The organism is Galbibacter sp. BG1, assembly GCF_013391805.1.
In the GTDB taxonomy this organism is placed as follows: Bacteria; Bacteroidota; Bacteroidia; order Flavobacteriales; family Flavobacteriaceae; genus Galbibacter.
Window position 1 is genome coordinate 1,091,334 of sequence record NZ_CP058364.1, and the last position, 24,233, is coordinate 1,115,566.

21 protein-coding genes are annotated in these 24,233 nt (G+C 38.1%); 10 read left to right on the forward strand and 11 right to left on the reverse strand.

The window, feature by feature from the left end:
* Positions 1–61: 61 nt before the first annotated feature.
* The 5 genes from HX109_RS04715 to HX109_RS04735 are packed head-to-tail and all read left to right on the forward strand — an operon-like array spanning position 62 to position 4,604.
* The gene (locus HX109_RS04715; RefSeq protein ID WP_178950052.1) at positions 62–625 is read left to right on the forward strand and encodes a phosphoribosylglycinamide formyltransferase; all 564 of its coding nucleotides are present in this window, start codon (positions 62–64) and stop codon (positions 623–625) included.
* Positions 618–1,082 (forward strand): ribonuclease HI, encoded by a 465-nt coding sequence (rnhA, locus tag HX109_RS04720; protein ID WP_178950053.1) that lies wholly within the window; start codon positions 618–620, stop codon positions 1,080–1,082. Before HX109_RS04715 ends, rnhA begins: the two co-directional genes overlap by 8 nt.
* Before the next feature lie 27 nt (positions 1,083–1,109).
* Positions 1,110–1,706 carry an START domain-containing protein gene (locus HX109_RS04725; protein WP_178950054.1) on the forward strand — a complete coding sequence of 199 codons (597 nt, stop codon included), beginning with the start codon at positions 1,110–1,112 and terminating at the stop codon, positions 1,704–1,706.
* 26 nt (positions 1,707–1,732) lie between these two features.
* Positions 1,733–2,659 (forward strand): PfkB family carbohydrate kinase, encoded by a 927-nt coding sequence (locus tag HX109_RS04730; RefSeq protein WP_178950055.1) that lies wholly within the window; start codon positions 1,733–1,735, stop codon positions 2,657–2,659.
* A 46-nt stretch (positions 2,660–2,705) separates the two neighbouring features.
* Positions 2,706–4,604, forward strand: coding sequence for an amidophosphoribosyltransferase (locus HX109_RS04735; protein ID WP_178950056.1), 1,899 nt, complete (start codon positions 2,706–2,708; stop codon positions 4,602–4,604).
* A 466-nt stretch (positions 4,605–5,070) separates the two neighbouring features.
* Here the strand turns inward: HX109_RS04735 and HX109_RS04740 are convergent, their stop codons facing one another.
* The gene (locus HX109_RS04740; protein ID WP_178950057.1) at positions 5,071–6,495 is read right to left on the reverse strand and encodes a Gfo/Idh/MocA family protein; all 1,425 of its coding nucleotides are present in this window, start codon (positions 6,493–6,495) and stop codon (positions 5,071–5,073) included.
* A gap of 110 nt (positions 6,496–6,605) precedes the next feature.
* Between HX109_RS04740 and HX109_RS04745 the strand changes: the two genes are divergently transcribed.
* Positions 6,606–7,703, forward strand: coding sequence for a PA0069 family radical SAM protein (locus tag HX109_RS04745; protein WP_178950058.1), 1,098 nt, complete (start codon positions 6,606–6,608; stop codon positions 7,701–7,703).
* Positions 7,704–7,768: 65 nt separating this feature from the next.
* Here the strand turns inward: HX109_RS04745 and HX109_RS04750 are convergent, their stop codons facing one another.
* Genes HX109_RS04750 through HX109_RS04765 form a run of 4 tightly spaced genes read right to left on the reverse strand, consistent with a single transcriptional unit; the run spans position 7,769 to position 14,426 of the window.
* On the reverse strand, positions 7,769–11,266 hold the full coding sequence (locus tag HX109_RS04750) for an efflux RND transporter permease subunit (RefSeq protein ID WP_178950059.1): 3,498 nt from the start codon (positions 11,264–11,266) through the stop codon (positions 7,769–7,771).
* Positions 11,267–11,269: 3 nt separating this feature from the next.
* Positions 11,270–12,436 carry an efflux RND transporter periplasmic adaptor subunit gene (locus HX109_RS04755; RefSeq protein WP_178950060.1) on the reverse strand — a complete coding sequence of 389 codons (1,167 nt, stop codon included), beginning with the start codon at positions 12,434–12,436 and terminating at the stop codon, positions 11,270–11,272.
* 27 nt (positions 12,437–12,463) lie between these two features.
* Positions 12,464–13,816 carry a TolC family protein gene (locus HX109_RS04760; RefSeq protein WP_178954052.1) on the reverse strand — a complete coding sequence of 451 codons (1,353 nt, stop codon included), beginning with the start codon at positions 13,814–13,816 and terminating at the stop codon, positions 12,464–12,466.
* Positions 13,817–13,820: 4 nt separating this feature from the next.
* Positions 13,821–14,426, reverse strand: coding sequence for a TetR/AcrR family transcriptional regulator (locus HX109_RS04765; protein WP_178950061.1), 606 nt, complete (start codon positions 14,424–14,426; stop codon positions 13,821–13,823).
* Positions 14,427–14,555: 129 nt separating this feature from the next.
* Between HX109_RS04765 and HX109_RS04770 the strand changes: the two genes are divergently transcribed.
* Positions 14,556–15,530 carry a polyprenyl synthetase family protein gene (locus HX109_RS04770; protein ID WP_178950062.1) on the forward strand — a complete coding sequence of 325 codons (975 nt, stop codon included), beginning with the start codon at positions 14,556–14,558 and terminating at the stop codon, positions 15,528–15,530.
* A gap of 293 nt (positions 15,531–15,823) precedes the next feature.
* Here the strand turns inward: HX109_RS04770 and HX109_RS04775 are convergent, their stop codons facing one another.
* Positions 15,824–16,819 (reverse strand): hypothetical protein, encoded by a 996-nt coding sequence (locus HX109_RS04775; protein WP_178950063.1) that lies wholly within the window; start codon positions 16,817–16,819, stop codon positions 15,824–15,826.
* Positions 16,820–16,957: 138 nt separating this feature from the next.
* Between HX109_RS04775 and HX109_RS04780 the strand changes: the two genes are divergently transcribed.
* Together HX109_RS04780 and HX109_RS04785 are read left to right on the forward strand one after the other, a co-directional pair.
* A complete protein-coding gene (locus HX109_RS04780) occupies positions 16,958–17,611 on the forward strand; it encodes a metal-dependent transcriptional regulator (protein ID WP_178954054.1) in 654 nt (217 codons plus the stop codon).
* 3 nt (positions 17,612–17,614) lie between these two features.
* On the forward strand, positions 17,615–18,439 hold the full coding sequence (locus HX109_RS04785; protein WP_178950064.1) for a ZIP family metal transporter: 825 nt from the start codon (positions 17,615–17,617) through the stop codon (positions 18,437–18,439).
* Positions 18,440–18,986: 547 nt separating this feature from the next.
* Here the strand turns inward: HX109_RS04785 and HX109_RS04790 are convergent.
* From HX109_RS04790 to HX109_RS04805, 4 genes are all read right to left on the reverse strand, one after another.
* Entirely contained in the window at positions 18,987–19,436 is a 450-nt protein-coding gene (locus HX109_RS04790; RefSeq protein ID WP_178950065.1) for a YybH family protein, read from the reverse strand.
* A gap of 48 nt (positions 19,437–19,484) precedes the next feature.
* A complete protein-coding gene (locus tag HX109_RS04795) occupies positions 19,485–19,997 on the reverse strand; it encodes a DUF6155 family protein (RefSeq protein ID WP_178950066.1) in 513 nt (170 codons plus the stop codon).
* Between the two features lie 261 nt (positions 19,998–20,258).
* Complete coding sequence (gene feoB / locus HX109_RS04800) at positions 20,259–22,358, reverse strand: ferrous iron transport protein B (RefSeq protein ID WP_178950067.1); 2,100 nt, start codon at positions 22,356–22,358, stop codon at positions 20,259–20,261.
* Complete coding sequence (locus HX109_RS04805; protein WP_178950068.1) at positions 22,355–22,597, reverse strand: ferrous iron transport protein A; 243 nt, start codon at positions 22,595–22,597, stop codon at positions 22,355–22,357. Before HX109_RS04805 ends, feoB begins: the two co-directional genes overlap by 4 nt.
* A gap of 299 nt (positions 22,598–22,896) precedes the next feature.
* On the opposite strand from HX109_RS04805, the gene HX109_RS04810 reads away from it, so the two are divergent.
* The gene (locus HX109_RS04810) at positions 22,897–23,391 is read left to right on the forward strand and encodes a lipocalin family protein (protein ID WP_255462769.1); all 495 of its coding nucleotides are present in this window, start codon (positions 22,897–22,899) and stop codon (positions 23,389–23,391) included.
* 15 nt (positions 23,392–23,406) lie between these two features.
* On the opposite strand, the gene HX109_RS04815 is transcribed toward HX109_RS04810, so the two are convergent.
* The gene (locus tag HX109_RS04815) at positions 23,407–24,081 is read right to left on the reverse strand and encodes an SCO family protein (protein ID WP_178950069.1); all 675 of its coding nucleotides are present in this window, start codon (positions 24,079–24,081) and stop codon (positions 23,407–23,409) included.
* Positions 24,082–24,233: the final 152 nt, after the last annotated feature.

Below are 24,233 nucleotides of genomic sequence, written 5' to 3' on the forward strand. Positions count from 1 at the left end.
TTGCCTTCTGTTTCTTAATTATTATTCCTTTTTTTGCCTAGAAACAAATTCGTTACATTGTATGAAAAGCATCGTTATATTTGCCTCTGGCTCGGGAACCAATGCAGAGAATATTATAAAATATTTCGAAGGTTCCACTACCGCATCTGTCACTTTAATTATGTCGAATAAAAAAGAGGCAAAAGTGCTCGACCGAGCAAATAATTATGGTAAAAGTGCTATTTCGTTCAATAAAACCGCTTTTACAAATGGCCATATCCTTCAACTTTTAACCTCTTTACAACCAGATTTAATTGTTTTGGCAGGTTTTCTTTGGAAAGTCCCGTCGAATCTTATTGAAGCATTCCCCAATAAAATAATAAACATTCATCCAGCATTGCTACCTAAATATGGAGGAAAGGGAATGTATGGCATGCGCGTACATGAAGCTGTGGTGGCAAACAAAGAAACCATTTCGGGGATTACCATTCACTACGTAAACGAAAATTACGACGAAGGAAATATTATATTCCAAGCGGAAACCGCCATAACACCCACAGACACCCCAGAAGACGTTGCCCATAAAATTCATCAACTGGAATACCTGCATTTCCCGAAAATTATAGAAAAAGTATTGAATGGATAAAAGCGAAGTACATATTTATACCGATGGGTCGTCCCGTGGAAACCCTGGCCCTGGAGGCTATGGAATTGTAATGGAATGGGTGGGGAAACCTTATAGAAAAGAATTTTCTGAAGGATTTAAAAAAACCACCAATAACCGTATGGAATTATTGGCGGTAATTGAAGCTCTTAAGAAATTAAAAAAACCTAATATCTTTGCAAAAGTTTTTTCAGATTCTAAATATGTAGTGGACGCTGTAGAAAAAGGATGGGTTTTTGGTTGGGAAAAGAAAAACTTTAAAGACAAGAAGAATCCTGATCTTTGGATTGAATTTTTAAAACAATACCGAAAACACTATGTAAGTTTTCAATGGGTTAAAGGGCACAACAACCACCCACAAAACGAACGCTGTGATTTTTTGGCTGTGGAAGCTTCTAAAAAACCAGTTCTTAAAACAGATATCGGATTTGAAGGCTAAAAACCATAAAAACTAAAATATTCCCCCATGAAAATTGTGTTTCTCTTTTGCCTATATCTTTCCGGTTTTTTGGGATTTTCTCAAGAATGGGAACTCAAAAGGAGTGCCAATAACATTCAGGTATATACCCGCGAACTCGATTCCACAAACATTAACGAATACAAAGCAGTGTTACGCGCCAATACTTCCGCAGAAAAGGCACTGAAAATACTTACCAATGGCGACAACCTAAAAAGCTGGAACCATAAAACTCCGGAAAGTGAAATACTTCAAAAAATTTCCGAGAATGAATACATTTTCTATATGAAAAGCGATTTACCTTGGCCATTGAGCGATCGCGATCATATCTGCCGGGTAACTGTGAATGAACTTGGGTTTAACACTTACAAGCTCAATATTTCCCCTGCAGACCCTTCATTTACAACTGCTGAAAAAAACGCCATCCGTATCGATAATTTTAGCGGATTTTGGTTAATAAACACCATAGACGATAATACTGTGGAAATAACCCAACAAATGTATGGCGACCCAAAAGGTGTAATCCCAGCATGGCTTGTTAATTCCCTTATCACCTCTTTCCCTTTTCATTCTTTTGAAAATCTGAAAGAAATACTGGAAAACTAAACTTATATTTGCAAAAAATTTATTTCATGGGTAAATTACTAATTGTAGGAAGTGTGGCTTTTGACGCTATTGAAACTCCTTTTGGTAAAACAGACAAAATACTGGGCGGTGCAGCTCCTTTCATAGGTTTGGCAGCGTCTAAATTTAATGTGGAAAGCGCAATAGTATCAGTAGTAGGAGACGATTTCCCTCAAAAATACTTAGATCTTTTAGCTGAAAACAATATAGATATTAGTGCTATTGAAGTTGTTGAAGGTGGAAAAACCTTCTTTTGGAGTGGAAAATACCACAACGACCTCAACTCTCGGGACACCTTAGAAACACAATTAAATGTTTTGGCAGACTTTAACCCGAAAGTGCCAGAAAATTTTAAGGATGCCGAAATTGTAATGTTAGGAAACCTGAATCCTTCCGTCCAATTGAGTGTTATTGAACAAATGGAGGTTAAGCCTAAATTAATTGTTCTAGACACTATGAATTTCTGGATGGATAGTTTTTTAGAAGACTTAATGGAAGTTATAGCAAAGGTAGACGTAATTACCATTAACGATGAAGAAGCTAGACAACTATCTGGAGAGTATTCATTGGTTAAAGCCGCAGCAAAGATCCACACTATGGGACCTAAATACGTAGTAATTAAAAAAGGAGAGCATGGCGCATTACTTTTCCATAACGGAAATGTATTTTTCGCACCAGCATTACCTTTGGAAGAAGTGTTCGACCCCACCGGAGCTGGAGATACTTTTGCAGGCGGATTTTCAGGCTATTTGGCCAAAACAGACGATTATAGTTTTGAAAATATGAAAAACGCTGTAATCCACGGTTCGAACCTGGCCTCCTTTAACGTAGAGAAATTTGGAACCAAGCGATTGCAAAATCTTTCGCATGACGAAGTATTTAAAAGGCTCAAACAGTTTAAGAGTCTTACACAATTTGATATAAAACTTACATAAATAACCCACTGCCCTAAATTTTTAGGGTTTTTTTTATTCGAAAATAATGAGTGACGCTATTAAACACGAATGTGGAATTGCCTTAGTTAGATTGTTAAAGCCACTGGAGTATTACAAAGAAAAATACGGAACTGCTTTTTACGGTATCAATAAAATGTACCTAATGATGGAAAAGCAGCACAACAGGGGTCAAGATGGGGCAGGATTTGCGAGCATTAAACTTAACATGCAGCCCGGGGAACGTTATATGAGTCGCGTTCGCTCGAACCAATCGCAACCAATACAGGATATTTTTAACCAGATAAACTCTCGCATTAATGATGAACTTAAAGAGCATCCCGAATACAACGAGAGTATAGATATGCAAAAGCGTGAAATCCCTTACCTTGGGGAATTAATGCTAGGACATGTTCGCTACGGTACTTTTGGAAAGAACAGCATTGAGAGCGTTCATCCATTTTTACGGCAAAATAATTGGATGCACCGCAACCTAATAGTAGCTGGAAACTTTAATATGACGAATGTGAATGAGCTTTTTTCAAACCTTATTCGCTTAGGTCAGCATCCAAAGGAAAAAGCAGATACCATTACGGTAATGGAAAAAATCGGACATTTTTTAGATGATGCCGTTGCCAAATTGTACAAACAGATTAAAAAAGAAGGCTTTTCCAAAATGGAGGCCTCTCCGCTCATTGCAGAGCGACTTAACGTGGCCAAAATCCTTAGAAAAGCTGCGAAGAATTTTGATGGAGGTTATGCCATGGCTGGACTTATTGGCCATGGGGATGCTTTTGTTTTAAGAGACCCAGCAGGCATTAGGCCCACTTACTATTACCAAGATGACGAAGTTGTCGTGGTAGCTTCAGAAAGGCCGGTAATTCAAACCGTTTTCAATGTAAATTTTGAAGACGTTAAGGAGTTGGATCCGGGAAGAGCGATTATCATCAAGAAAGACGGAAGCACTTCCACCAAAAAAATATTGGAACCCCTAGAGCGTAAAGCGTGTTCTTTTGAGCGTATTTATTTTTCAAGGGGAAGCGATGCAGAAATTTATCAAGAGCGTAAAAACCTTGGTCGTTTCTTGCTTCCGAAGATATTAAAAGCGATCGATGAAGATATTGAAAACACCGTATTCTCTTACATACCAAATACGGCGGAAACCTCGTTTTATGGGATGGTAAAACAAGCTCAAGATTTTCTAAATGAAAAGAAAGAGCAGCAAATATTAAAAGAAGGTGCCAATTTAACGAGCGAACGCCTGCACGAAATTTTATCCAAAAGGCCTCGGATCGAAAAAGTAGCTATTAAAGATGCCAAATTAAGAACGTTTATTACGGAAGATAGCAGCCGGGACGATTTGGTTACGCATGTGTACGACGTTACTTATGGATCTGTAAAACCCACCGATAATTTGGTAATTATAGACGACAGTATTGTAAGAGGAACCACGTTAAAGAAAAGTATCTTGAGAATCTTAGATAGGCTACATCCAAAAGCGATAGTGGTAGTTTCTTCTGCACCTCAAATACGTTATCCCGATTGCTACGGAATTGATATGGCACGTATGGAAGACCTTATTGCCTTTAAAGCTGCTTTAGCGCTACACGAGGAAAGGGGAAGTATTGAAATTGTAGAGGAAATTTACAAAAACTGTAAAGATCAAGTCGAATTGCCAGATGCTGAAGTTAAAAACGCTGTGCAAGCATTTTACGAACCTTTTACAGACGAAGAAATTTCTGAAAAAATATCGGAATTATTATGTCCGGAAGGAATGAAAGCTGAAGTTAAAATAATTTACCAAACCGTGGAGAGCCTTCACAAAGCGTGTCCTAAAAACTTAGGGGACTGGTATTTCACAGGTAATTATCCTACCGCAGGAGGTAACAGGGTAGTAAATAGATCCTTCATGAATTTTTATGAAGGGGTACAAGGAAGGGCTTATTAAAGGATGTATTTTATCGTTAATATAGGTAATTTAACTGATTCTTAACTAATAAATAATAATGTGTTCTTATCTTTGCTAATACCATAGCATAAGTAGGTTAAGTTCATGGTAAGATTTGGGGCAAAAAGGACGGATTAACTTCCGTCCTTTTTATTTTTACAATCTTTCCTCTTTTCTAATTTTAATTAAAATTTTCTTAAAAAAATCCTCCAATTTATATAGAAAATACACTTTATCTAAAAAACGTGTATTACAACCAATAATTTTCATCAAAAATAATCTTCAGCCTATTTTAGCCAATACCATAGCATAAGTAGGTTAAGTTCATGGTAAGATTTGGGGCAAAAAGGACGGATTAACTTCCGTCCTTTTTATTTTTACAATATTCCAGACTCGCATTCTTTCCAAAGGACATAAAAAAAACGCCCACAAAAGCGAGCGTTTTACTTACCAAAAAAATAAAATTTTAACCGAGTTTCCAGCCTTCCCTGTAGGAGCCTTTCACCCATTCATTTGCAATATCAAAATTGGTAACCTTCATTTTATCCCCATCCCACTTTATCTTTTTTCTTCCGGGGTAGAAGTATGGATCCCAATCGCCTACTTTCTTTTCAGGTTTTAAAACTTTATACTGATACGCTTTTATCGCCAAATTTCCCATTAAAACAGCTTCCGTTAACTTACCAGCTTTCTCAAAATCTGAAGAGGTTGGCAATCCTTTTAAACATCCTTCTACAAAGTTATTATAATGTCCTGCTGTATCGCCTTCTACTCTTTTTAACGATGGAGCAGGCAATGGCCCCACTTTATCCTTAAAATAATTTAAGATACGTGGGTTTCTAGAATAGGTATCTACGACCATAATCCCTTTTTCCCCATAAAAAATAGAGCCTCCACCAGAATCACCAATGGTCTCCCCTTCCTGTAATTCTTCTGGAATATCTGGCATAATCCCACCATCATACCAATTAAGCGCAATATCACCATGCTTTTTGGTTTCAAATCTCAATCGTATTACCGAGGATGGCGGACAGGCTTCGCTATTATCGGCTTCCACAAAATCGCCTTCCCAAACGGTGGTGCAACTTGCCTCTGCTTCCGTAGGATACCCTAGTTCCAAGACCCTAAATGGAGTTTCCATAATATGGCAGCCCATATCTCCCAAAGCACCCGTACCATAATCCCACCAACCTCTCCATTTAAATGGATGAAAAGCCGGATTGTAGGGCCTGTATTGAGCAGGACCTATCCATTGATCCCAATCTAAAGTAGGGGGAACGGGAACGCCAGGCGGTTCCTTCTGAGATCCTTGTGGCCATACGGGCCTATTGGTCCAACAATCTACCTTTTTAATCTTACCAATAACGCCGGCTTCTACCCATTCTTTTGCCGTTTGCCCTCCATGGGAAGAACTCCCTTGATTTCCCATCTGGGTTACAATACGCTTCTTTTTAGCAGTTTCGGCCAATAACCGGGCTTCATAGATATTATGGGTCAGCGGCTTTTCTACATATGCATGCTTTTTCTCCTGCATAAAAGGGAGCGCTACGGTGGCATGGTTATGGTCTGGGGTAGCTACCATAATCGCATCTATATCTTTTATATGATTGTCGTATACTTTTCTAAAATCTCTATAGGTTTTTGCTGTTGGATGGAGAGCATAGGTGTTTTTAGCCCTTATATCGTCTACATCGCACAAGGCTACAAATTTCACTTTTGTGGTATTGAAAAGCTCCGATACTACCTGAGCACCTCTTCCGCCTACACCTATTCCTGCCATATACAAAGTGTCACTGGGCGGAATGTGAACGCCTCCCATAACATGCGACGGTACAATATAAAGGGCACTACCGGCAGCAGATACATTTTTGATAAAATTTCTTCGTTTCATTATGTAATCATTAAATATTTAGTGGTTAATTAAAAATCTAGCAAAAGTTACATAAAATATTTCAAGTAAAACCGAATTGACTTTATGGAATTATTCCTTATTTTTGGAATATGTCCGCTAATGATAATTTTATAAAAGGAAGAGGAGCACAAATTAACTCCAAAAACAAGTTTCTGTCGAATTCCCACGAAATGCGCAGCGAATTTCTAGAGTATTGCCGTTTGGAAGGAGAAGAAGCCAACAAAAATAAAACCCAATATCTGGAGGTTTTCCCAAAGACCATCGTAAATAAAGTAACGAGTCCAGATGTAGGGATGGCATATTCCATGAACCCTTATCAAGGTTGTGAGCACGGTTGCATTTATTGCTACGCCCGGAACTCTCATGAATATTGGGGATACAGTGCGGGCTTGGATTTTGAACGTAAAATTCTAATCAAGAAAAATGCGCCACAATTATTGGAACAAAAGCTATTAAGCAGAAATTGGAAAGCAAAAACAATTGTCATGGCAGGTAACACCGATTGCTACCAGCCTGCGGAACAGCAATACCGTATTACCCGTAGCTGCCTAAAGGTTTTTTTAAAATATAAACATCCGGTAGGGATCATTACAAAAAATGCCTTTATACGCAGGGATTTAGATCTCTTAAAAAAGCTGGCCTCAGAAGGATTGGTTGCCGTAAATATCTCGATAACTTCTTTAAGCGAAGAAACAAGACGCATTTTGGAACCCCGTACCGCAAGCATAAAAAAGAGACTGGAAACGGTACAACTGTTAAGCGAAAATGGTATTCCTGTAAGGGTTATGATAGCTCCCATAATTCCAGGAATAAACAGCCATGAAATATTATCCCTTGCTGAAACGGTAAGGCAACACGGGGCACAATCCATTTCCTTTACCATGGTACGCCTCAACGGAGCCATTGGAGAATTATTTACCGACTGGATACAAAAAACACTGCCCGATAAGGCCGAAAAAGTACTTCACCAAATAGCGGCGTGCCACGGTGGCTCTTTAAACGATAGCAGGTATGGTGTAAGAAAAACTGGAGAAGGCAAAATAGCCGAACAAATACATTCTCTTATGCGAATCGCCAAGCAGCGATACTTTAAAGACATGGAAATACCAAAACTTAACGATTCCCTATTCGACATGCAACGGCATAAATTAAGGCAATCTCAACACGGGCAAACTAGTCTATTTTAAATACAAAGGCTTTCAAGAATGTTCTTGAAAGCCTTTGTTAAAAAATTTAAACTTTTTAAAAAAATCTATACCGGCGAAGCCTCTTCCAGTTTTTCAACAACTTCATCCTTTTTTCTTCTGAATTTCAACTTAGTCATATGCACTAAATAAAACAGTAAAGGAACGATCACCAGAGTTAGGAATGTTGCTATAAATAAACCGAAAATAACCGTCCATGCCAATGGTCCCCAGAAAATTACGTTATCTCCACCCATATAAATCTTTGGATCGAATTCGGTAAACAAAGAAAAGAAATCTATGTTTAAACCTATTGCCAAAGGAATAAGTCCTAAAATAGTGGTAATAGCCGTTAACAATACAGGTCTTAAACGTGCGCGACCTCCCAATATCAATATCTCTTTTATGTCTTGCTTCTCTAATAATTCCCCTTCATCCATATTCAGTTTAAGCATTCTTCTATCTATAAGGATTTGGGTATAATCGAGCAATACTACCCCATTGTTAACCACAATACCGGCTAATGAAATTATCCCCATCATGGTCATCATAATTACAAATGGCCATCCGGTAAGCATCAACCCTCCGAAGACACCAATGAAGCTTAAGAAAATAGCGATCATGATAATCGTCGGTTTTGAAATGGAGCTAAATTGGAAAATCAAAATCAGCATAATTAAACCGAGCCCAGAGAAAAAGGCACCTATCAAGAACTGCATTTGTTTGTTTTGTTCTTCAATCTGCCCAGTAAAATCGATTTTTATACCTTCTGGAACATCAAAATTATTCATTTCCTTCTGAATCTTTCCAACAACCGCACCTGCATCGGTAAATCCTGGTGAAAGTCCGCTATATACTGTAACCACTCTTTTGGTATCCCGGTGTTTTATAGCACTAAAGGAAGAAGTATTCTTTTGTTTTGCCACTGCAGAAACCGGAATCTCTTTCACTTGTCCGGTTGCGGGATCCCTAAAAATAATATCTTGATTAAAAAGGGCGCTTTTATTATAGCGAAGGTCTTCATTAAATCTTACATATACATCGTAATCTTCTCCATCTTTTTTATAAATACCTGCTTTCTCTCCAAAAATAGAACGGCGCAATTGGTTTCCTACCTGCCCCGTAGAAACTCCCAATTCCCCAGCTTTTTCCCGATCTACATCTACAATCATCGCAGGTTTCCCCTTGTTTACATCAATCTTAAGTTCTTCTATACCAGGAATGTTTCGGGTAGCGATAAAATCACGCATCTTTTCGGCATAATTTATCAAACTATCGTAGTCATCTCCTTCCAACTCAATATTAATAGGATATCCGGCCGGTGGCCCTACTGCATCTTTTTCAACAGAAATAGCCACTCCAGGATAAATTCCCTGTACTGCTTGCTGTACTTTCTTTCTAAGCACTTCACTGTCTTTCCCATTTCGGTATTTGTATTCGCGCATGGTAGCCGTGATTTTGGCTTTGTGCGGCATTTCTGCTGCAGAACCTCCATCCGTTTGTGGGTTTCCAGCACCTTCACCGACTTGAGAAACTGCAGATTCTACCATAAAGTTCCGGCCGTTTTCCATGTACTCATCGGCATTTAAAACCTGGTAAACCTGCTTCTCTATTTCTTTGGTAATCTCATTCGTTTTTTTAATATCGGTACCCTGCGGATATTCGATGTATACGATGATCTGGTTTGGTTTGTTGTCTGGGAAAAATTCAATCTTTGTTCTTCCGCTACCGATGGATGCCCCAAAAAGCATGAATACAACAATTAGCAAAGCAAAGGTTCCCCCAACGAAATAGCCAGGTCTCCAACCTTCCAAGGCGTACTTCACAAAGTTCTGATACTTAGTCTCCAACCATGTTAAAGTGTTTCTTTGGAAATATTCCGCAGCACCTTTAAGGGAGTATCTATAAATCCAGAACATAATGGCGGTAAAAATCATAAGTGTTCCCAAACCTCTAACGGCACCACCAAAAATCATTATTAAAATACCCGGAACACCAAGTATAATACTAAGTCTTATTAATTGTTTTCTACTCAATCTTTTCTCTCCAGTTTCCATGAATTCTGAAACCAACATGGAGTTCATAAAAATCGCCACAAAAAGGGAAGAGCCCAACACTACAGATAATGTAATTGGGAAATAGATCATAAACTGACCGAACAGTCCTGGCCACAACCCAAGAGGAACAAACGCTGCAACCGTTGTTGCTGTAGAAATGATAATGGGGAATGCAATTTCGCCAATACCTTTTTTGGCAGCTTCTGTACGCGACATTCCTTCTTCATCCATTAAACGATAAACGTTCTCTACCACCACAATTCCGTTATCTACCATCATCCCCAGCCCCATAATCAATCCAAAGAGGATCATGGTATTTAAGGTATACCCAAGCCATTGAAGGATCATAAACGACATGAACATGGACATTGGAATAGCAAAACCAACAAATAATGCATTTCTAAATCCTAAGAAAAACATTAAAACCCCCACCACCAAGATGATACCAAAAATGATATTGTTAACCAAGTCGTTTACCTGGTTGAGGGTTTTGGAGGATTGATCGTTGGAAATGGTAATATTTAGATCTGGCGGGAAGTAATTCGCTACAGAATCTTTTACAATCTCCTGTATTTTTTCAGAAGCTTCAATCATGTTTTTCCCCGCCCGTTTCTTAACATCGAGCATAACAACACTTTTACCAAACTCACGGGCATAGGTTGTTTTATCTTCTTCCTTAAACGTAACCTTTGCAATATCCCTGAGGTAAACGGGACCTCCTTGGGATTTCACCACAAAATTATCAAGCTGCTGAGGACTCTCTATTTCCCCGATAATTCTAATGGTTCTACGCTGTCCACTGGTAATCATATTCCCTGCAGACATGGTAACGTTTCCGTTTCGAATGGTATTTATTACATCGTCGAAGCTTACTTGGGCTGCCATCATTTTATAAACATCCACGGCTACCTCTACTTCTTTCTCCTGGGCTCCACGAATATCTACCTGTTTGATTTCCTGTAATTCTTCAATGCGATCTTCCAAATATTCCCCAAATTCCTTCAGCTTATCCACTGGATAATCCCCCTGGATATTAATATTCATGATGGGAACCTCTTCCGAAAGATTTAAATCGAACACATTTGGTTCTACCTTTGCATTGTTAAAAAGTGGCCAATCTTCCCCCGCTTTTTCACCATCTACCTCATCTTTTACCTTTTGCTTGGCTGCTTCCACCGTTATCTCCTCATCAAACTCGACAGTAATGATAGAATAATCTTCTTGGGAAGTGGAAGTGATTTCTACCACATTGCTCAGGTTTTTCAACTCATCTTCGAGCGGGTCGGTAATTAATCTTTCAATATCCTCTGCGGTATTCCCCGGATAGGGTGTGCTGATGTAAATTTTTGTTTCTTTTATCTCTGGAAAATCCTCGCGGGGCATCCCGAAATATGCAGACAACCCTAGGACCAAGAATATCCCAATCATCACATAGATGACGGTTTTATTTTCTATAGCCCACGTGGATAATGCAAATTCTTTTTCTGCGTTTTTATTAATCTTACTCATGGACTATTGGTTTAATATTTTAACTTTCTGCCCTTCCTGAACACTTCTAGCACCTTCTTTTATAATCTCTTCCCCAGGCTCAATCCCTTTAAGCACCTCTACATAGTCGCCTTGGGTTTCGCCAGTTTCTATGATTCTTTGGTGCACTTTAGCTTCCATATTGCCATTCTTTTCCGTTGCCACATATACATATTGCTTTCCTTCGGAATTTTCAGAAATAACACTTTGAGGAATTAGAATTGCATTCTCATTGGTGTAATCGTTAATATTAACCTTTGCGGTTAGGTTGGGCTTTATTCTTCCATTTTTATTGGGCACTGCAATTTCTACCCTAAAAGATCTGTTAGTCGGACTTATGTAATTGCTTACTTGACGGATTTCGGTTTCCACTGTTTCATCGATCACAGGAAAATCTGCTTTTACTTTGGTTCCTTTCTCTATGCTTGGCAAATATTTCTCAGGCACTTTGGTCTCGATATACATATTGTTAAGGCTCACAATTCTCATTATCGGTGTACCCATAGCTACCGTAGATCCCTGTTCAGACATTATTTCTTCTACCGTTCCATTAAAAGGAGCTACAATTTTGGTTTTAGCCAATTGACTTTCTAATTGGGCTACCGAGTTTTTAGTAGATTCGTATTGTGTTTTTGTTTGCAAGTATTGAATTTCGGAACCTATATTTTGTTCCCATAGCCTTTTTTGACGCTCGTAAGTAGTTTCGGCCAAACTTGCTTGCGCTTTTAATTGTGCCAGTTGCGCTCCAAGACCGCCTTCATCTATTTTGGCAAGCACCTGCCCTTTGCTCACTTTTTGGCCTTCGGTAACCATAACGTTTTCTAAAGTACCGTTATACTCTGCGTTGATAACAATATTTTCTTTGGTATCTACGCTCCCCTGTAATTCTATATAATGGTTAAACAAGCTGTCCTTTGCCTTTAAAACGGTAACCAAAGGTAATTTTTGAAGGGTATCCTTTTTTGCAATAGCGGTATTAATCTTCTTCAGCTCAGCCCCCAAAGCATCGTACTGCGTAGTTATTTCTTCCCTTTTGGCCTTAAGGGCTTCCAAGTTTCCGCTTTCAATAACATCGTCCACAGAAGTTTCGTTGCCCCCACCGCAGGATGCCATAAATACCGCCGCTAATAAAATTAAATATGTATTTTTCATTTTCTTGATGATTTATTTTTTTCTGGATTAGTTTCTATTGGTTACGTTAGGTGTATTTAAAACCGTCTCTAGCGTAGCCTTGGTTTCAATAACGTCTAGCATGGAATTTATATACTCCCGCTGGGCAGTGTACAACTGTGTTTGTGCCTGTCTCAAGTCGAAACTTGTAGTTATCCCTTCCCTATATTTTATGATATTTTTGTTTTCGATTCTTTCGGCCAGTTTTAAGTTTTCTTCGGAAGTGTAATAGTTCTCTATGGCAAATTCAAAATTTGCCCGGGCCCTGTCCAGTTCTAAATTAATTTCTTGGGTTCTTTTTACAAATTCTGTTCTAGACTGCTCCAATGCAATCTTTGCCTGTTGGGTACGGGCACTTCTTTGCAAAGAACTAAAGATGGGAATATTCATACTAACCCCTAGAATGGAAGATTGGAACCACGAAGTCTGACTATCTAAAAAGACAAATTCGTTATCGAAGGCAGAAGTCCCATAGTTCACAAAACCGTTTAAGGAAGGTAGGGCTTTACTTTTCTCCAGCTTCACTTCCAATTCGCGTTGCTCGATAAGGTTTCTGGCAATTCTGTAATCTACATTTTTCTCAAAGCTAAACTCAGTTTCGGTAAGTGCCATCCCAATACTTTCTTGTGTTAAGCTCTCCAAATTATCCTCTAAATAAACATTGGCATCTACGGGGATCCCTAAAGCCAAGTTTAACATCTCCTTAGCGATAAGCTCCAGCCTTTTGGAGTTTTTTAAGTCGTTTTCTACTTGAGAAGTGGTTATTTGCAACTGTTCTACATCTTCTTCTTCTGCAAAACCATTTTCAAAAAGGGCCCTGGTTTCTTTTAAATTATCCTTCAAAGTAGTTAAGTTGTTTTCTAAAATGGTAACACCTTCTTGGGTAAGCAGTACACTTCCGTAAGCATTAATAACTCCCTTACGCACTTCCAAAAGCGTCTTCTCATTGGCATTTTCGTTATACTCCACAAAAACCTCTGCTGCTTGCAAACCAACCAAGTAGGAGCCATCGAAAATAAGCTGGGTCAAGGTAGCGGTTAACGACATGTTTTGTTTGGTTCCAAAAACAACCGGAACAAAAGTCCCCGGCTCACCTCCTGCAATTTCCCCAGGAATTAAAGTTACAGGCTGCTTAAGCTGGTTTTGATAATCTACCGCACCATCAATTTGTGGCAAACCGGCAGCTGTTGTTTCCCATTTCTGCTTTATAGACTTCGCAATCTCCCTTCTGGAATTTATAGCCGTATAGCTGCTATCTAATGCAAAGTTAATTGCCTCTTCCAAAGAAAAACTATAACTTTTCTCTTGTGAAAAACCAATAGTGGTTATAAACAATATGGTTAAGATGGAAAGTGCTCTCATCTGATTAGTTGTTGTTTTCATTAATAAATTCATTTAAAATTTTAAGTCCGTCTTCAGTTGCTATGGCCCTAATATGGTATTCTAAAAACTTCTCTGCTATATCGGAAGGTTTATAGATGTCAGAAGGAAACAGTTCGGTATCCTTAATACTTACCATTCCACTAAAATAGATTCTCGAGGTAAAATCTACATCCACCTCTGGCCTAAAAATACCAGTATCCACACCTTTTTTTATATTTTCCTTTACGCTGTCGTACATTACCTCAAATTGTTTCCAGATAATACGTTCGTAAATTTTAGGATAGTATTTTTTTAGCTGAAATTGAGGAGACGATTTATCGTCTTTTAAGTATTCACTCGCAAATTTTTTGATATGAAATAGCTCTTCTATTGGATTGTGGGAGGCTTCGCATATAAAATCAATACCATTGCAAATAGAATCGAACAAGTAGAAAACAGACGCCTCTACCAGTGCTGTTTTCGTTTTAAAATGCTGATATATAGTCTTTTTGGAGATCCCCAAAGACTCTGCTATATCGTCCATGGTAACGCTCTTAAACCCGAGGGTTAAAAACATTTCCGTTGCCTTGTCTAAAATTTTTTCTTTCATAATAGATTGCAAATATAGCATAGGAAACTTTAAAAACAATAAAAGTTTCCAAAGTATTACAATTATTTAACATTGCAATTAAAGGGGGAGAAATACTAATTATGGTATTTTAGCAAAAAAATTGACCTTATGTTGAGCATTAGCGCATACCGAGACGCATTTATTAGTCACTTAAACCAAACCATTGTTACAAAAGAGCCTATTAATCTTTATCAACCCATTGAATACATTTTAAACCTCGGTGGGAAACGATTGCGCCCGGTATTAACCTTAATGACCGCCGATATCTTTGGCAACAACCATAAGGAAGCCATGCACGCAGCAATGGCAATAGAAATATTTCACAATTTCTCTTTGGTGCACGACGATATTATGGACGATGCCCCTTTGCGACGGGGAAAAGAGACGGTACACGAAAAATGGGACCTAAATACTGGAATTTTATCTGGTGACGCCATGCTTATCGTAGCCTATCGATTTTTTGAAAACTACGATGCAAAAACCTTTAAAAGTCTCGCCCAGTTATTTAGCAAAACTGCCATAGAAGTATGCGAAGGCCAACAATATGATGTGGATTTTGAAACCCGTGACGACGTTACCATTCCCGAATATATAAAAATGATTACCTACAAAACCGCAGTTCTTGTGGCCGCTGCCATGAAAATGGGTGCCATCATTGGGAAAGCCGATGAAAAGGAATGTCAGGCGATTTACGATTTCGGACTCAACTTAGGAATAGCCTTTCAATTAAAAGATGATTACCTAGATGCTTTTGGAGACCCTAAAACCTTCGGAAAACAGGTAGGTGGCGATATAATTGAAAACAAAAAGACATATTTATATTTGAAAACCTTGGAAAATCTCTCTGCTGAAGAATCTGAACAACTTAAGCATCTTTTCGAAATCACTCCAAACGACACCTTCGACAAAATAGAATCGGTTAAAGGTTTGATGCATTCCAGCGGTGGAGCCGATGAAACCCTTAGAGCCATCGAGCTGTATACAGAAAAAGCATTAGCTATACTACAAAGTCTATCTATTAACAAGGAGAAAAAAGACATTCTAGAAAATTTTGCAAATATGTTAATGGGGCGCGAAGTTTAAATCTATTGGCATTCTGTTTAGATTTGCGTTGATAAATATTGTATTTTTCAATTTATAAATTATTCTTTCATTTCTTTTGTTCGCCCAAAAGAAACGAAACAAAGAAAAAGGCGCCTTATCCAAGGAATTTTTTCGACCAAAGAGTCGAAAAACCGCAATCAAAACTCTGCGTCGCTTCGTGCCTACGCTCCTGGCCTCAGAGCTTTTGATTGCTATTCTCAGGATACGGAGTTTTTGATGGCGGGTAATCTCAAAGCTATTCTATACAAGAGCATTCTCTTTCTTCACAACTTCTACTTAACAAACGGAACTTTTCTTTTGTGTATTTCCGGTGTACGCTTAAACTTCACTATAGTTTCTTCTTGCTTTATCACCGCAACTACCTCTATACCAACATGGATTCCATATAAATTATCGGGGTTTTTAATTCCTAAAAATAATTTTTCGGTTGGCATTTCTTTTACTTGAACGATTCCAGATTTGTAGTTTTCCCTTGTTCCGTCCATATAAAAAGTGAAATTCTCCCGCTCCCGGAAAAGGTTGGCCTGCTCCTCCTTTAATAAATAAACATCGCAAATATGGGCCCCAGGGGGCGCATTTAAATTGGTTACGGCATTGGAAACCGTACTTACTTTAGTGTCCAGGTACTTGGAGAGCTCGGATGCCAAACTGAATGTTTTTGCTGTATTTCTTACGGCATCCTCATCCCTATTGGCAGTGAGCACATAAAACCATTCTTGGGTATTCTCTGGCAAATAAACCGGGAAAACAGCACGATCTTTCCCTCCCTTTACTAAGGCATTCGATTTACTGTTCAAATAAAAATTCTCCTTTTGAATCGTTTTAGTTTTAAAACTTTCAACAGTTTCCATGACCTTTTGCTCTGGCCCATAAATAGTGTCGTAAAGGGTTTTATACCCCAACTCGGCAAATGGTTTGCCGTGGGTTTCTATACCTACTTTCACGGTAAAAGCCACAGGCTTAGTGGTTTTGTTCTCAAAGTGCAATTGGTACACGCTTCTTTCTAAAGAAGTAATACCGGCCTTGAATTTTTTAAAATTCCGTTCCGTAAAAACATTGTTACTACTGTTTAAGGCCTTCAACGAAAATTCGGATATTTTTTTCCCATCCGTTCTCTTCACTTCCAATATAATTTGGTCGCCCTCATTGGCAGCGATGTAAAAATCTTGTTCCCTATTGCTTTCCAACAAAACGGTTTCATCAATATTGGTTTGGGCCGCAGCGAAGTTCAGCATAAGAGAAAGTAATAATAAGGACAAAAACTTCATAAGTAATATTTTCAACTAAAATAATTATTTTCCTATACTTTGAACTGAAAAACACAACATTAAATAAATTTTTAGACATTTCTAAAAATCTTGTTTTTTAAAACTAAAACTGTATTTTTGTTAACGAAAAATGATATTATGACTCTTTCTGAAGAAGATTACATAAAAGCTATTTATCACTTGTCTAAAGACGATAAGGGTAATGTTTCCACCAATGCTATTGCAGCGCAAATGGACAGCAAGGCGTCTTCTGTAACCGATATGATGAAGAAACTGGCCGAAAAGGATGTTATTCATTATAAAAAATATCAAGGTGCGCGGCTAACCGAAAAAGGAAAATCGTACGCTGCTAAGATTATTAGAAAGCACCGTCTTTGGGAATACTTCCTCGTAGAAAAGCTACATTTTTCCTGGGATGAAGTGCACGAAATTGCAGAAGAGCTCGAGCACATAAAAAGTGAAAAACTTATAGAAAAACTGGATGCTTTTTTAGATTTCCCAAGAATGGACCCCCACGGTGACCCAATTCCAGATAAAGATGGAAATATCACTAAGGTGGAAAAAGTAATGCTCTCGTCTGCCAAAAGTAAAGAAACAGGGATAGTCATTGGGGTAAAAGATTCTTCATCCGATTTTTTAAGATATTTAGATAAGCTTGGGATTTCGCTTGGTAAGGAGATAGAAATTCTCCACAAAGAACCCTTCGACAATTCGGTAATGATCTCCTTAGAAGGAGAAAACATTAATATTTCAGCCTTAACTGCCAATAATATTTACTTAAAAATAAAATAGTCTATGTTTAACGATATTGTAAACTATTTAAAAGAAATAGACCCAACACTTGCCGCATTTTACGCTACCTTATTTACATGGGGATTAACAGCGCTTGGAGCTTCCTTAGTGTTTTTCTTTAAAAAAATGAACCGAAGGCTTTTCGATGGAATGTTAGGTTTTACCGGAGGCGTTATGGTGGCAGCCAGTTTTTGGAGTTTATTGGCTCCCGGCATTGAAATGAGCAGTGGGGAAGGTTTTGTAAAAACCATTCCTGCGGTAACGGGATTTGCTTTAGGAGCACTCTTTATTTTTGCTTTGGATAAAATATTACCGCATGTACACGTGAATTTTAAAATGAGCGAAAGTGAAGGTATAAAAACACCTTGGCACAAATCGGTTTTGCTTACCCTAGCCATTACCATGCACAACATACCAGAAGGCCTTGCTATTGGCGTATTGTTCGGTGGAGTGGCTGCTGGAATTCCAGAGGCATCTATTGAAGGGGCCGTTATTCTGGCACTTGGTATTGGGATACAGAATTTTCCTGAAGGCTTTGCAGTGGCTATGCCCTTGCGTGGTCTCGGGTTGAGCAGATGGAAAAGTTTTAATTACGGACAGTTATCTGCCATTGTAGAACCCATGGCGGCCGTTCTTGGCGCTTGGGCCGTACTTACTTTTGAACCTATTTTACCATATGCACTTTGTTTTGCAGCAGGCGCCATGATTTTTGTTGTGGTAGAAGAAGTGGTCCCAGAATCTCAACAAGCCAACAATACAGATATTTCTACCTTAGGTTTTATTGGCGGCTTTATTGTGATGATGACGTTGGATGTTGCCCTAGGGTAATTTCGCTCCATATTTAATTACTACGGAAGTATTCCTATAAAATACAACCCACTGATATTTACTTTCATTTCCAAACCTAGAATGGTTTTTACCTATGCTTTGGGGTATTTTAATGGTATTTATACGTTGGCAGGGGTGTCCACTTCCCCTTTTTAACCATCCTAATAGGTTACGGCACGTGTCCATTGGGGATTTTAACGTGTTCGTATACGTTGTTCAACCTATCCGACGGAGCTTTTTTCGTGTCCCGATACGTTGGTAGACGTATCTGCTGGGATTTATCACGTATTCAGATACGTTATTGAACGTATCGGTTGGGTTGTCGAACGTGTCAAGATACATTAATGCACGTATTGATCGGGGGTTTGAGCGTATCCAGATACGTCTGTGGACGTATCCGTCGGGGTTATTGAACGTATCTGGACACGTCTAGGGACGTATCGGAATGAGATTAATGCTTAGGAAAAGCATGGATATATTATTGAAGTTGAAAAATCTTCTTTAGTAGAACACTAATTTGTTTATGATCATTATTCTTTAATCTATTTTAACGATCCGCGGCTGAAGTATGATCGCTTATAATAAGCCATTGACCATCGAATTTTCGCCAGTTGAGTGTAAAATAACCACTCAAATCCCCTATCCTACGCTTTAAATGAAATGACCCGATAAGTTGTGCCACCCCTTCTTTTACCTGCTGAATTTTAATAACTTCAAAACTTAGCTTTCCCATAGCTGTTGTATCGGGATAACTTTTTAGATACCTATTTTTAGTAGCTTCCCAACCAAAAACAGCACCACTAGAACCCACAAAAGCCAAATCTTTAGATTTCCAGTAACCCTCCATAAAGGTTGGGATATCACCCCGATTCCATGCATTTTCCTGCTCCTTTAAAACTTCCAAAATTTCCGTTTTATTAATTGCTGAAATTTTTTCTTGAGCCGACATACCAAATGTTAGAAAACAGGCCGCAAATAAGATTACTATATTTTTCATGGACTAAAAAATTAGAGATTTAAGCTTTCACTGAATTTAAAAACCAATTTAATCAATTAAATCGAGGGTGCGCTCCATAGAAGAAAGATAGGGCCAGTTTTTTTCCGCCGCTTCTTGGTATACGGCCAATAACCGCTCTTTAAATTCATTTATAAGTTGATTATGCAGGGTGTACTTTACGGCTTCATCAAAAGATCTCGCCATACTTTTATAAAAGGAGTCCTTTTTAATACGTCTTTCCCTATCGAAAGTCTGTGCTATTTCTAGATTGTACCACATAACATCAGCAATTAAAGGTGGATTTACCCCTAAATCCTTAAAATGCTTAATGTATTTGTGCGCTACAGAACGCCTTGCTTTTGCTCTTTTACGTGATACCGGAAAATATTCATTGGAAATTTTAGCCTTTGCTTCCTCAACTAACTTGTCTTCTTTCGGGTTAAAAACAAAATCGTAGTAAACTTTCACTTCCTTAAACCGATTGTAAAGATCGAGAACTTGCTCCTCTAACTCCTTTTTTTTAAGTTCTTGCAGGTATTTTTTAAGATCGCGTTTAGACATCTATTTAATGACAGTTACAATTTCCATCGCCACAATCTGCAGCATTATTCTTGCCAAGAAGGGAATTTAAGGTTTTTGGAAAAATAAACTTCAGAGCCAGATAGGCTACTGCTAAAAATAAAATTAGGTATACAAGTATATTTTGAATGTCCATTTTTAATTTGTTTTGAGATTGAACGGCTATCGCAATTTCTATTTATCCATTCATCCAGCTACCTCTAATGGTCTGTATTTACTTTTGATCAGGGCAATTATTTCCAATTATTTAATGAGCTGATAAGCCACTAAAGCAACAAGATAAGCAAAAGCACTCATAAAAACCAATTGAGCCACAGGCCATTTCCATGTATTGGTTTCCCGCTTTACAATTGCCAACGTACTCATACATTGCATGGCAAAGGCATAGAATAACAAAAGGGAAATTCCAGATGCTAAATTAAACAAAGGCTCTCCCGTAACCGGATTGGTTTCTGATGCCATTCTATTTTTTATGGTTTCTTCTTCATCACTACCTACACTGTAAATAGTTGCCAGAGTTCCAACAAATACCTCACGGGCAGCAAACGAACTTATAACAGCGATACCAATTTTCCAATCGTAGCCCAATGGTAGAATAGCAGGCTCTATGGCCTTTCCGGCAATTCCTATGTACGAGTTCTGTAGTTTATAAGAGGCTATTTTGGTTTCCAATTCCTGTTGGGGTAGATCCTGCGACTCAGCCTGAGAGGTTATAATTTCTTCCGCATTATCAAATTTTTCCGATGGCCCGTTAGACGCCAAAAACCATAAGACAATGGAAATAGCCAAGATAATTTTCCCAGCACCAAATACAAAGCTTTTTGTTTTTTCTATAACCGTTATTGCTACATTTTTAGGTAATGGCATTTTATAGCTGGGCATCTCTACTACAAAGAAAGTCCTGCTTTTAATTTTTAAAATTTTATTAAGCAACCAAGCCGAAAATACAGCCATTCCAAAACCGAGTAAATACAAGAGCATTAAAGTTATGCCCTGCAAATTCATCCCTAAAAACCTTGAATTGGGTATTACTAGGGATATAATAATGAGATAAACTGGAAGTCGTGCCGAGCATGTGGTAAAAGGAGTTACCAATATGGTTATTAAACGCTCTTTCCAGTTCTCTATATTTCGGGTTGCCATTACTGCAGGAATGGCACAGGCAGTCCCAGAGATAAGTGGCACCACACTTTTACCGCTAAGACCAAATTTTCGCATGACCCTATCCATTAAAAAAACCACCCTACTCATGTAACCAGTTTCTTCCAGAATGGATATAAAAAGAAATAGAAACGCAATCTGTGGAATAAAAATAACAATTCCACCGAGGCCAGGAATAATCCCTTCGGCAATTAAATTGGTTAAAGCTCCGGCAGGCATGGTCTCTTTTGTCCATTCGCTCAAGGAGGCAAAGGCGGCATCTATAAAATCCATAGGATAGCTGCTCCAATCGTAGATCGCCTGAAAAATAGTGAGTAGAATTAAAAAGAAAATAAGGTATCCCCAGACCCTATGGGTAAGAATTCGGTCTAAGGAAGCTCGAAAACCTTTTGCAGCATTCGCATCAACCGTATAACCTTCTTTTAGCACCCCATTGATAAATTGATAGCGCAACACGGTTTCTTTATGTTGCAACCGCTTTAATTCGGATTTAGATTTGGTAGAAAAAGCAGAAGTATCTTTTACCAACTTCCGGTCTAAATTCACAAAATTGGCATCTTGGGTAATAACCAGCCAAAGTTTATAAATATCTTGGTTGGGAAACGCCGCTTTGAGTCCGCTAAAATACTCGGGCTGAATTACGGTGGTGTCTACACAAGGTTCTGTAGAGATGTTCTTATAATTGGTAATAAGTTCTTTTACCTTATCGATCCCAAGTTTTTTTCTGGTACTTACTACAGCAATTTTAGTGTTTAATTTTTGCTCCAGTAAATCTACATCTATTGTAATTCCACGACGCTCCATTCTATCGGCCATGTTAACCACCAGAATTGTCGGGATTTTCAAATCTTTAATCTGTGTAAAAAGGAGAAGGTTCCGTTTTAAGTTTTCCACATCGGTAACCACCACGGCCACATCGGGAAAATCTTTATCGTTTTTGTTAAGCAGTAGCTCTATAACTACATTTTCGTCCAGTGAGTTCGCATTTAAACTATAAGTTCCAGGAAGGTCGATAATATGGGCTTTAACTCCACGCGGAAGTTTACATACCCCCTCTTTTTTCTCTACCGTGATCCCGGGATAGTTCCCTACTTTTTGATTTAATCCTGTAAGCTGATTGAATACTGAAGTTTTTCCCGTATTGGGATTCCCGATGAGGGCTACGTTAATCTGCTTGCTCATACGGTCTTGCTTTCTAAAATATCTATCTCTATTTGAAGTGCGGTTTCTCGGCGAATTGCCAAAAAAGAACCGTTAATATTTAAGTAAAGGGGGTCTTTAAAAGGGGCTATCTGCAACAATTCTACCTCATTACCTGGTAAACAACCCATTTCCAAGAGTTTAATAGGAATAATATCCGTAGAAAACTCTTTTATAATAGCCCTTTCGCCTCTTTTTAAATGTGCAATTGTAAACTTCAAATCTTATTTAGATTGATTTTAAGTAAGCAAAAGTAATATAAAAATTAGGTTTGATGAAATTATTTAGTAGATGTTTATGATGTGATGACCAGCAACTTCAAAAGCTTTACAAACATAACTTGATAACAAGTGCCCTTTTGTGAAAAATTTTGGAAGATTTTAATTTTCATTTTAGATAATAACAGCAGCTATTAACTACTTTTAAAATAACCTACTTTTAGGTTATTATTGAAGAAACTATCATAAAATTCCATCAACAAAAATGAAAAAGACTTTATTAATTACTATCGGCAATTTTCTTGGCCTTTTTATTTTCCTGCCAAACCATTCCAAAAGAAGCAACTGCAGTACAACCTTTTGATAAAGAGGCCTATCTCGGCAAATGGTATGAAATTGCACGATTGGATTTTAAGTTTGAAGAAAATTTAAATAACACCACGGCGGAGTACTCCTTAAAAGACAATGGAAACATTAAAGTGGTAAACAGGGGGTACAATTACAAAAAGAACGAATGGGAAGAATCTACGGGAAAAGCCAAATTTGTAGAAAGTTCTGATGTAGGAAAATTAAAAGTTTCCTTTTTCGGGCCGTTTTACGCTGGATATAATGTTATTGAAGTAGACCAAGACTACAAATACGCGTTGGTGGCGGGTAAGAATTTAGAATATCTATGGATTCTCTCCAGGGAACCAAACATTCCAGAAGGTGTTAAGCAAAAATATTTAGAAAGAGCTGAAGAAATCGGTTACAATACTTCAGATTTGATTTGGGTAGAACACGATAAAGCAAAATAAACTATTTCAGGAATTTTACTTTTTGTATTCGTTTTTCAAAATTTCAATATCGTTTAAAAGCTTTTCAATATCCTCCTCTTTTGTACCGTCGTAAAAGCCGCGTATTTGTTTCTTTTTATCTACCAATACAAAATTTTCAGTATGGATCATATCAAATGGGCCGCCGTCTCCCACAGTTTTTACGGCCAGATAACTTTTACGCGCCAAGTTGTAAATTTGTTTCTTGTCTCCCGTAACCATGTTCCACTTAGCGTCGATCACGCCCTTTTCTTCCGCATAAGCCTTTAATCTCGGCACCGAATCTATTTCTGGGGTTACAGAATGTGAAAGTAGCATTACCTCTGGATCGTTTTTTATATGCTGTTGTATTTCCACCATGTTATCCGTCATCTTTGGGCAAATGGTCAAGCAGGTGGTAAAGAAAAAATCTGCCACATAAATTTTATCCTTATAATTGGCTTCTGTAACCGTATCTCCATTTTGATTGATAAGCTTGAAAGGAGCAATGGTATGGTATTTTCTAATATACTGAATACTGGTGTCCACCAACTCGGCATTTACCATAGAAGGCTCGTAAACCTTAAGCCTTTCTTTAGGTTTTAACGCTTGGTATATTAAACTGATGATGATTACCGAAAGAACAAAAAGCGTAATAAAAAGGTATTTAAACTTGCTAAAAAACTGAAGCATCTTCCCACTTATTTTTGTGACTGCAAAAATACAATATTCCTTAGCAATTGGACTCTTTTTGTCATAAATCCGTCATAAAAACAACGCCTTAGTTTATTTTGATTGTGGTAAATAGATGGAAAACCTTACTTTTGTGCGATTTGAAAATGAAA

Bases quoted from the DNA above. Each gene is read 5' to 3' on its own strand.
- HX109_RS04750 (WP_178950059.1), bottom strand. From the start codon at position 11,266: ATGAGTAAGATTAATAAAAACGCAGAAAAAGAATTTGCATTATCCACG.
- HX109_RS04760 (WP_178954052.1), bottom strand. From the start codon at position 13,816: ATGAGAGCACTTTCCATCTTAACCATATTGTTTATAACCACTATTGGT.
- HX109_RS04725 (WP_178950054.1), top strand. From the start codon at position 1,110: ATGAAAATTGTGTTTCTCTTTTGCCTATATCTTTCCGGTTTTTTGGGA.
- HX109_RS04740 (WP_178950057.1), bottom strand. From the start codon at position 6,495: ATGAAACGAAGAAATTTTATCAAAAATGTATCTGCTGCCGGTAGTGCC.
- HX109_RS04715 (WP_178950052.1), top strand. From the start codon at position 62: ATGAAAAGCATCGTTATATTTGCCTCTGGCTCGGGAACCAATGCAGAG.
- rnhA (WP_178950053.1), top strand. From the start codon at position 618: ATGGATAAAAGCGAAGTACATATTTATACCGATGGGTCGTCCCGTGGA.
- HX109_RS04735 (WP_178950056.1), top strand. From the start codon at position 2,706: ATGAGTGACGCTATTAAACACGAATGTGGAATTGCCTTAGTTAGATTG.
- HX109_RS04755 (WP_178950060.1), bottom strand. From the start codon at position 12,436: ATGAAAAATACATATTTAATTTTATTAGCGGCGGTATTTATGGCATCC.
- HX109_RS04795 (WP_178950066.1), bottom strand. From the start codon at position 19,997: ATGTCTAAACGCGATCTTAAAAAATACCTGCAAGAACTTAAAAAAAAG.
- HX109_RS04730 (WP_178950055.1), top strand. From the start codon at position 1,733: ATGGGTAAATTACTAATTGTAGGAAGTGTGGCTTTTGACGCTATTGAA.
- HX109_RS04775 (WP_178950063.1), bottom strand. From the start codon at position 16,819: ATGAAGTTTTTGTCCTTATTATTACTTTCTCTTATGCTGAACTTCGCT.
- feoB (WP_178950067.1), bottom strand. From the start codon at position 22,358: ATGAGCAAGCAGATTAACGTAGCCCTCATCGGGAATCCCAATACGGGA.
- HX109_RS04785 (WP_178950064.1), top strand. From the start codon at position 17,615: ATGTTTAACGATATTGTAAACTATTTAAAAGAAATAGACCCAACACTT.
- HX109_RS04745 (WP_178950058.1), top strand. From the start codon at position 6,606: ATGTCCGCTAATGATAATTTTATAAAAGGAAGAGGAGCACAAATTAAC.
- HX109_RS04780 (WP_178954054.1), top strand. From the start codon at position 16,958: ATGACTCTTTCTGAAGAAGATTACATAAAAGCTATTTATCACTTGTCT.
- HX109_RS04770 (WP_178950062.1), top strand. From the start codon at position 14,556: ATGTTGAGCATTAGCGCATACCGAGACGCATTTATTAGTCACTTAAAC.
- HX109_RS04765 (WP_178950061.1), bottom strand. From the start codon at position 14,426: ATGAAAGAAAAAATTTTAGACAAGGCAACGGAAATGTTTTTAACCCTC.
- HX109_RS04815 (WP_178950069.1), bottom strand. From the start codon at position 24,081: ATGCTTCAGTTTTTTAGCAAGTTTAAATACCTTTTTATTACGCTTTTT.
- HX109_RS04790 (WP_178950065.1), bottom strand. From the start codon at position 19,436: ATGAAAAATATAGTAATCTTATTTGCGGCCTGTTTTCTAACATTTGGT.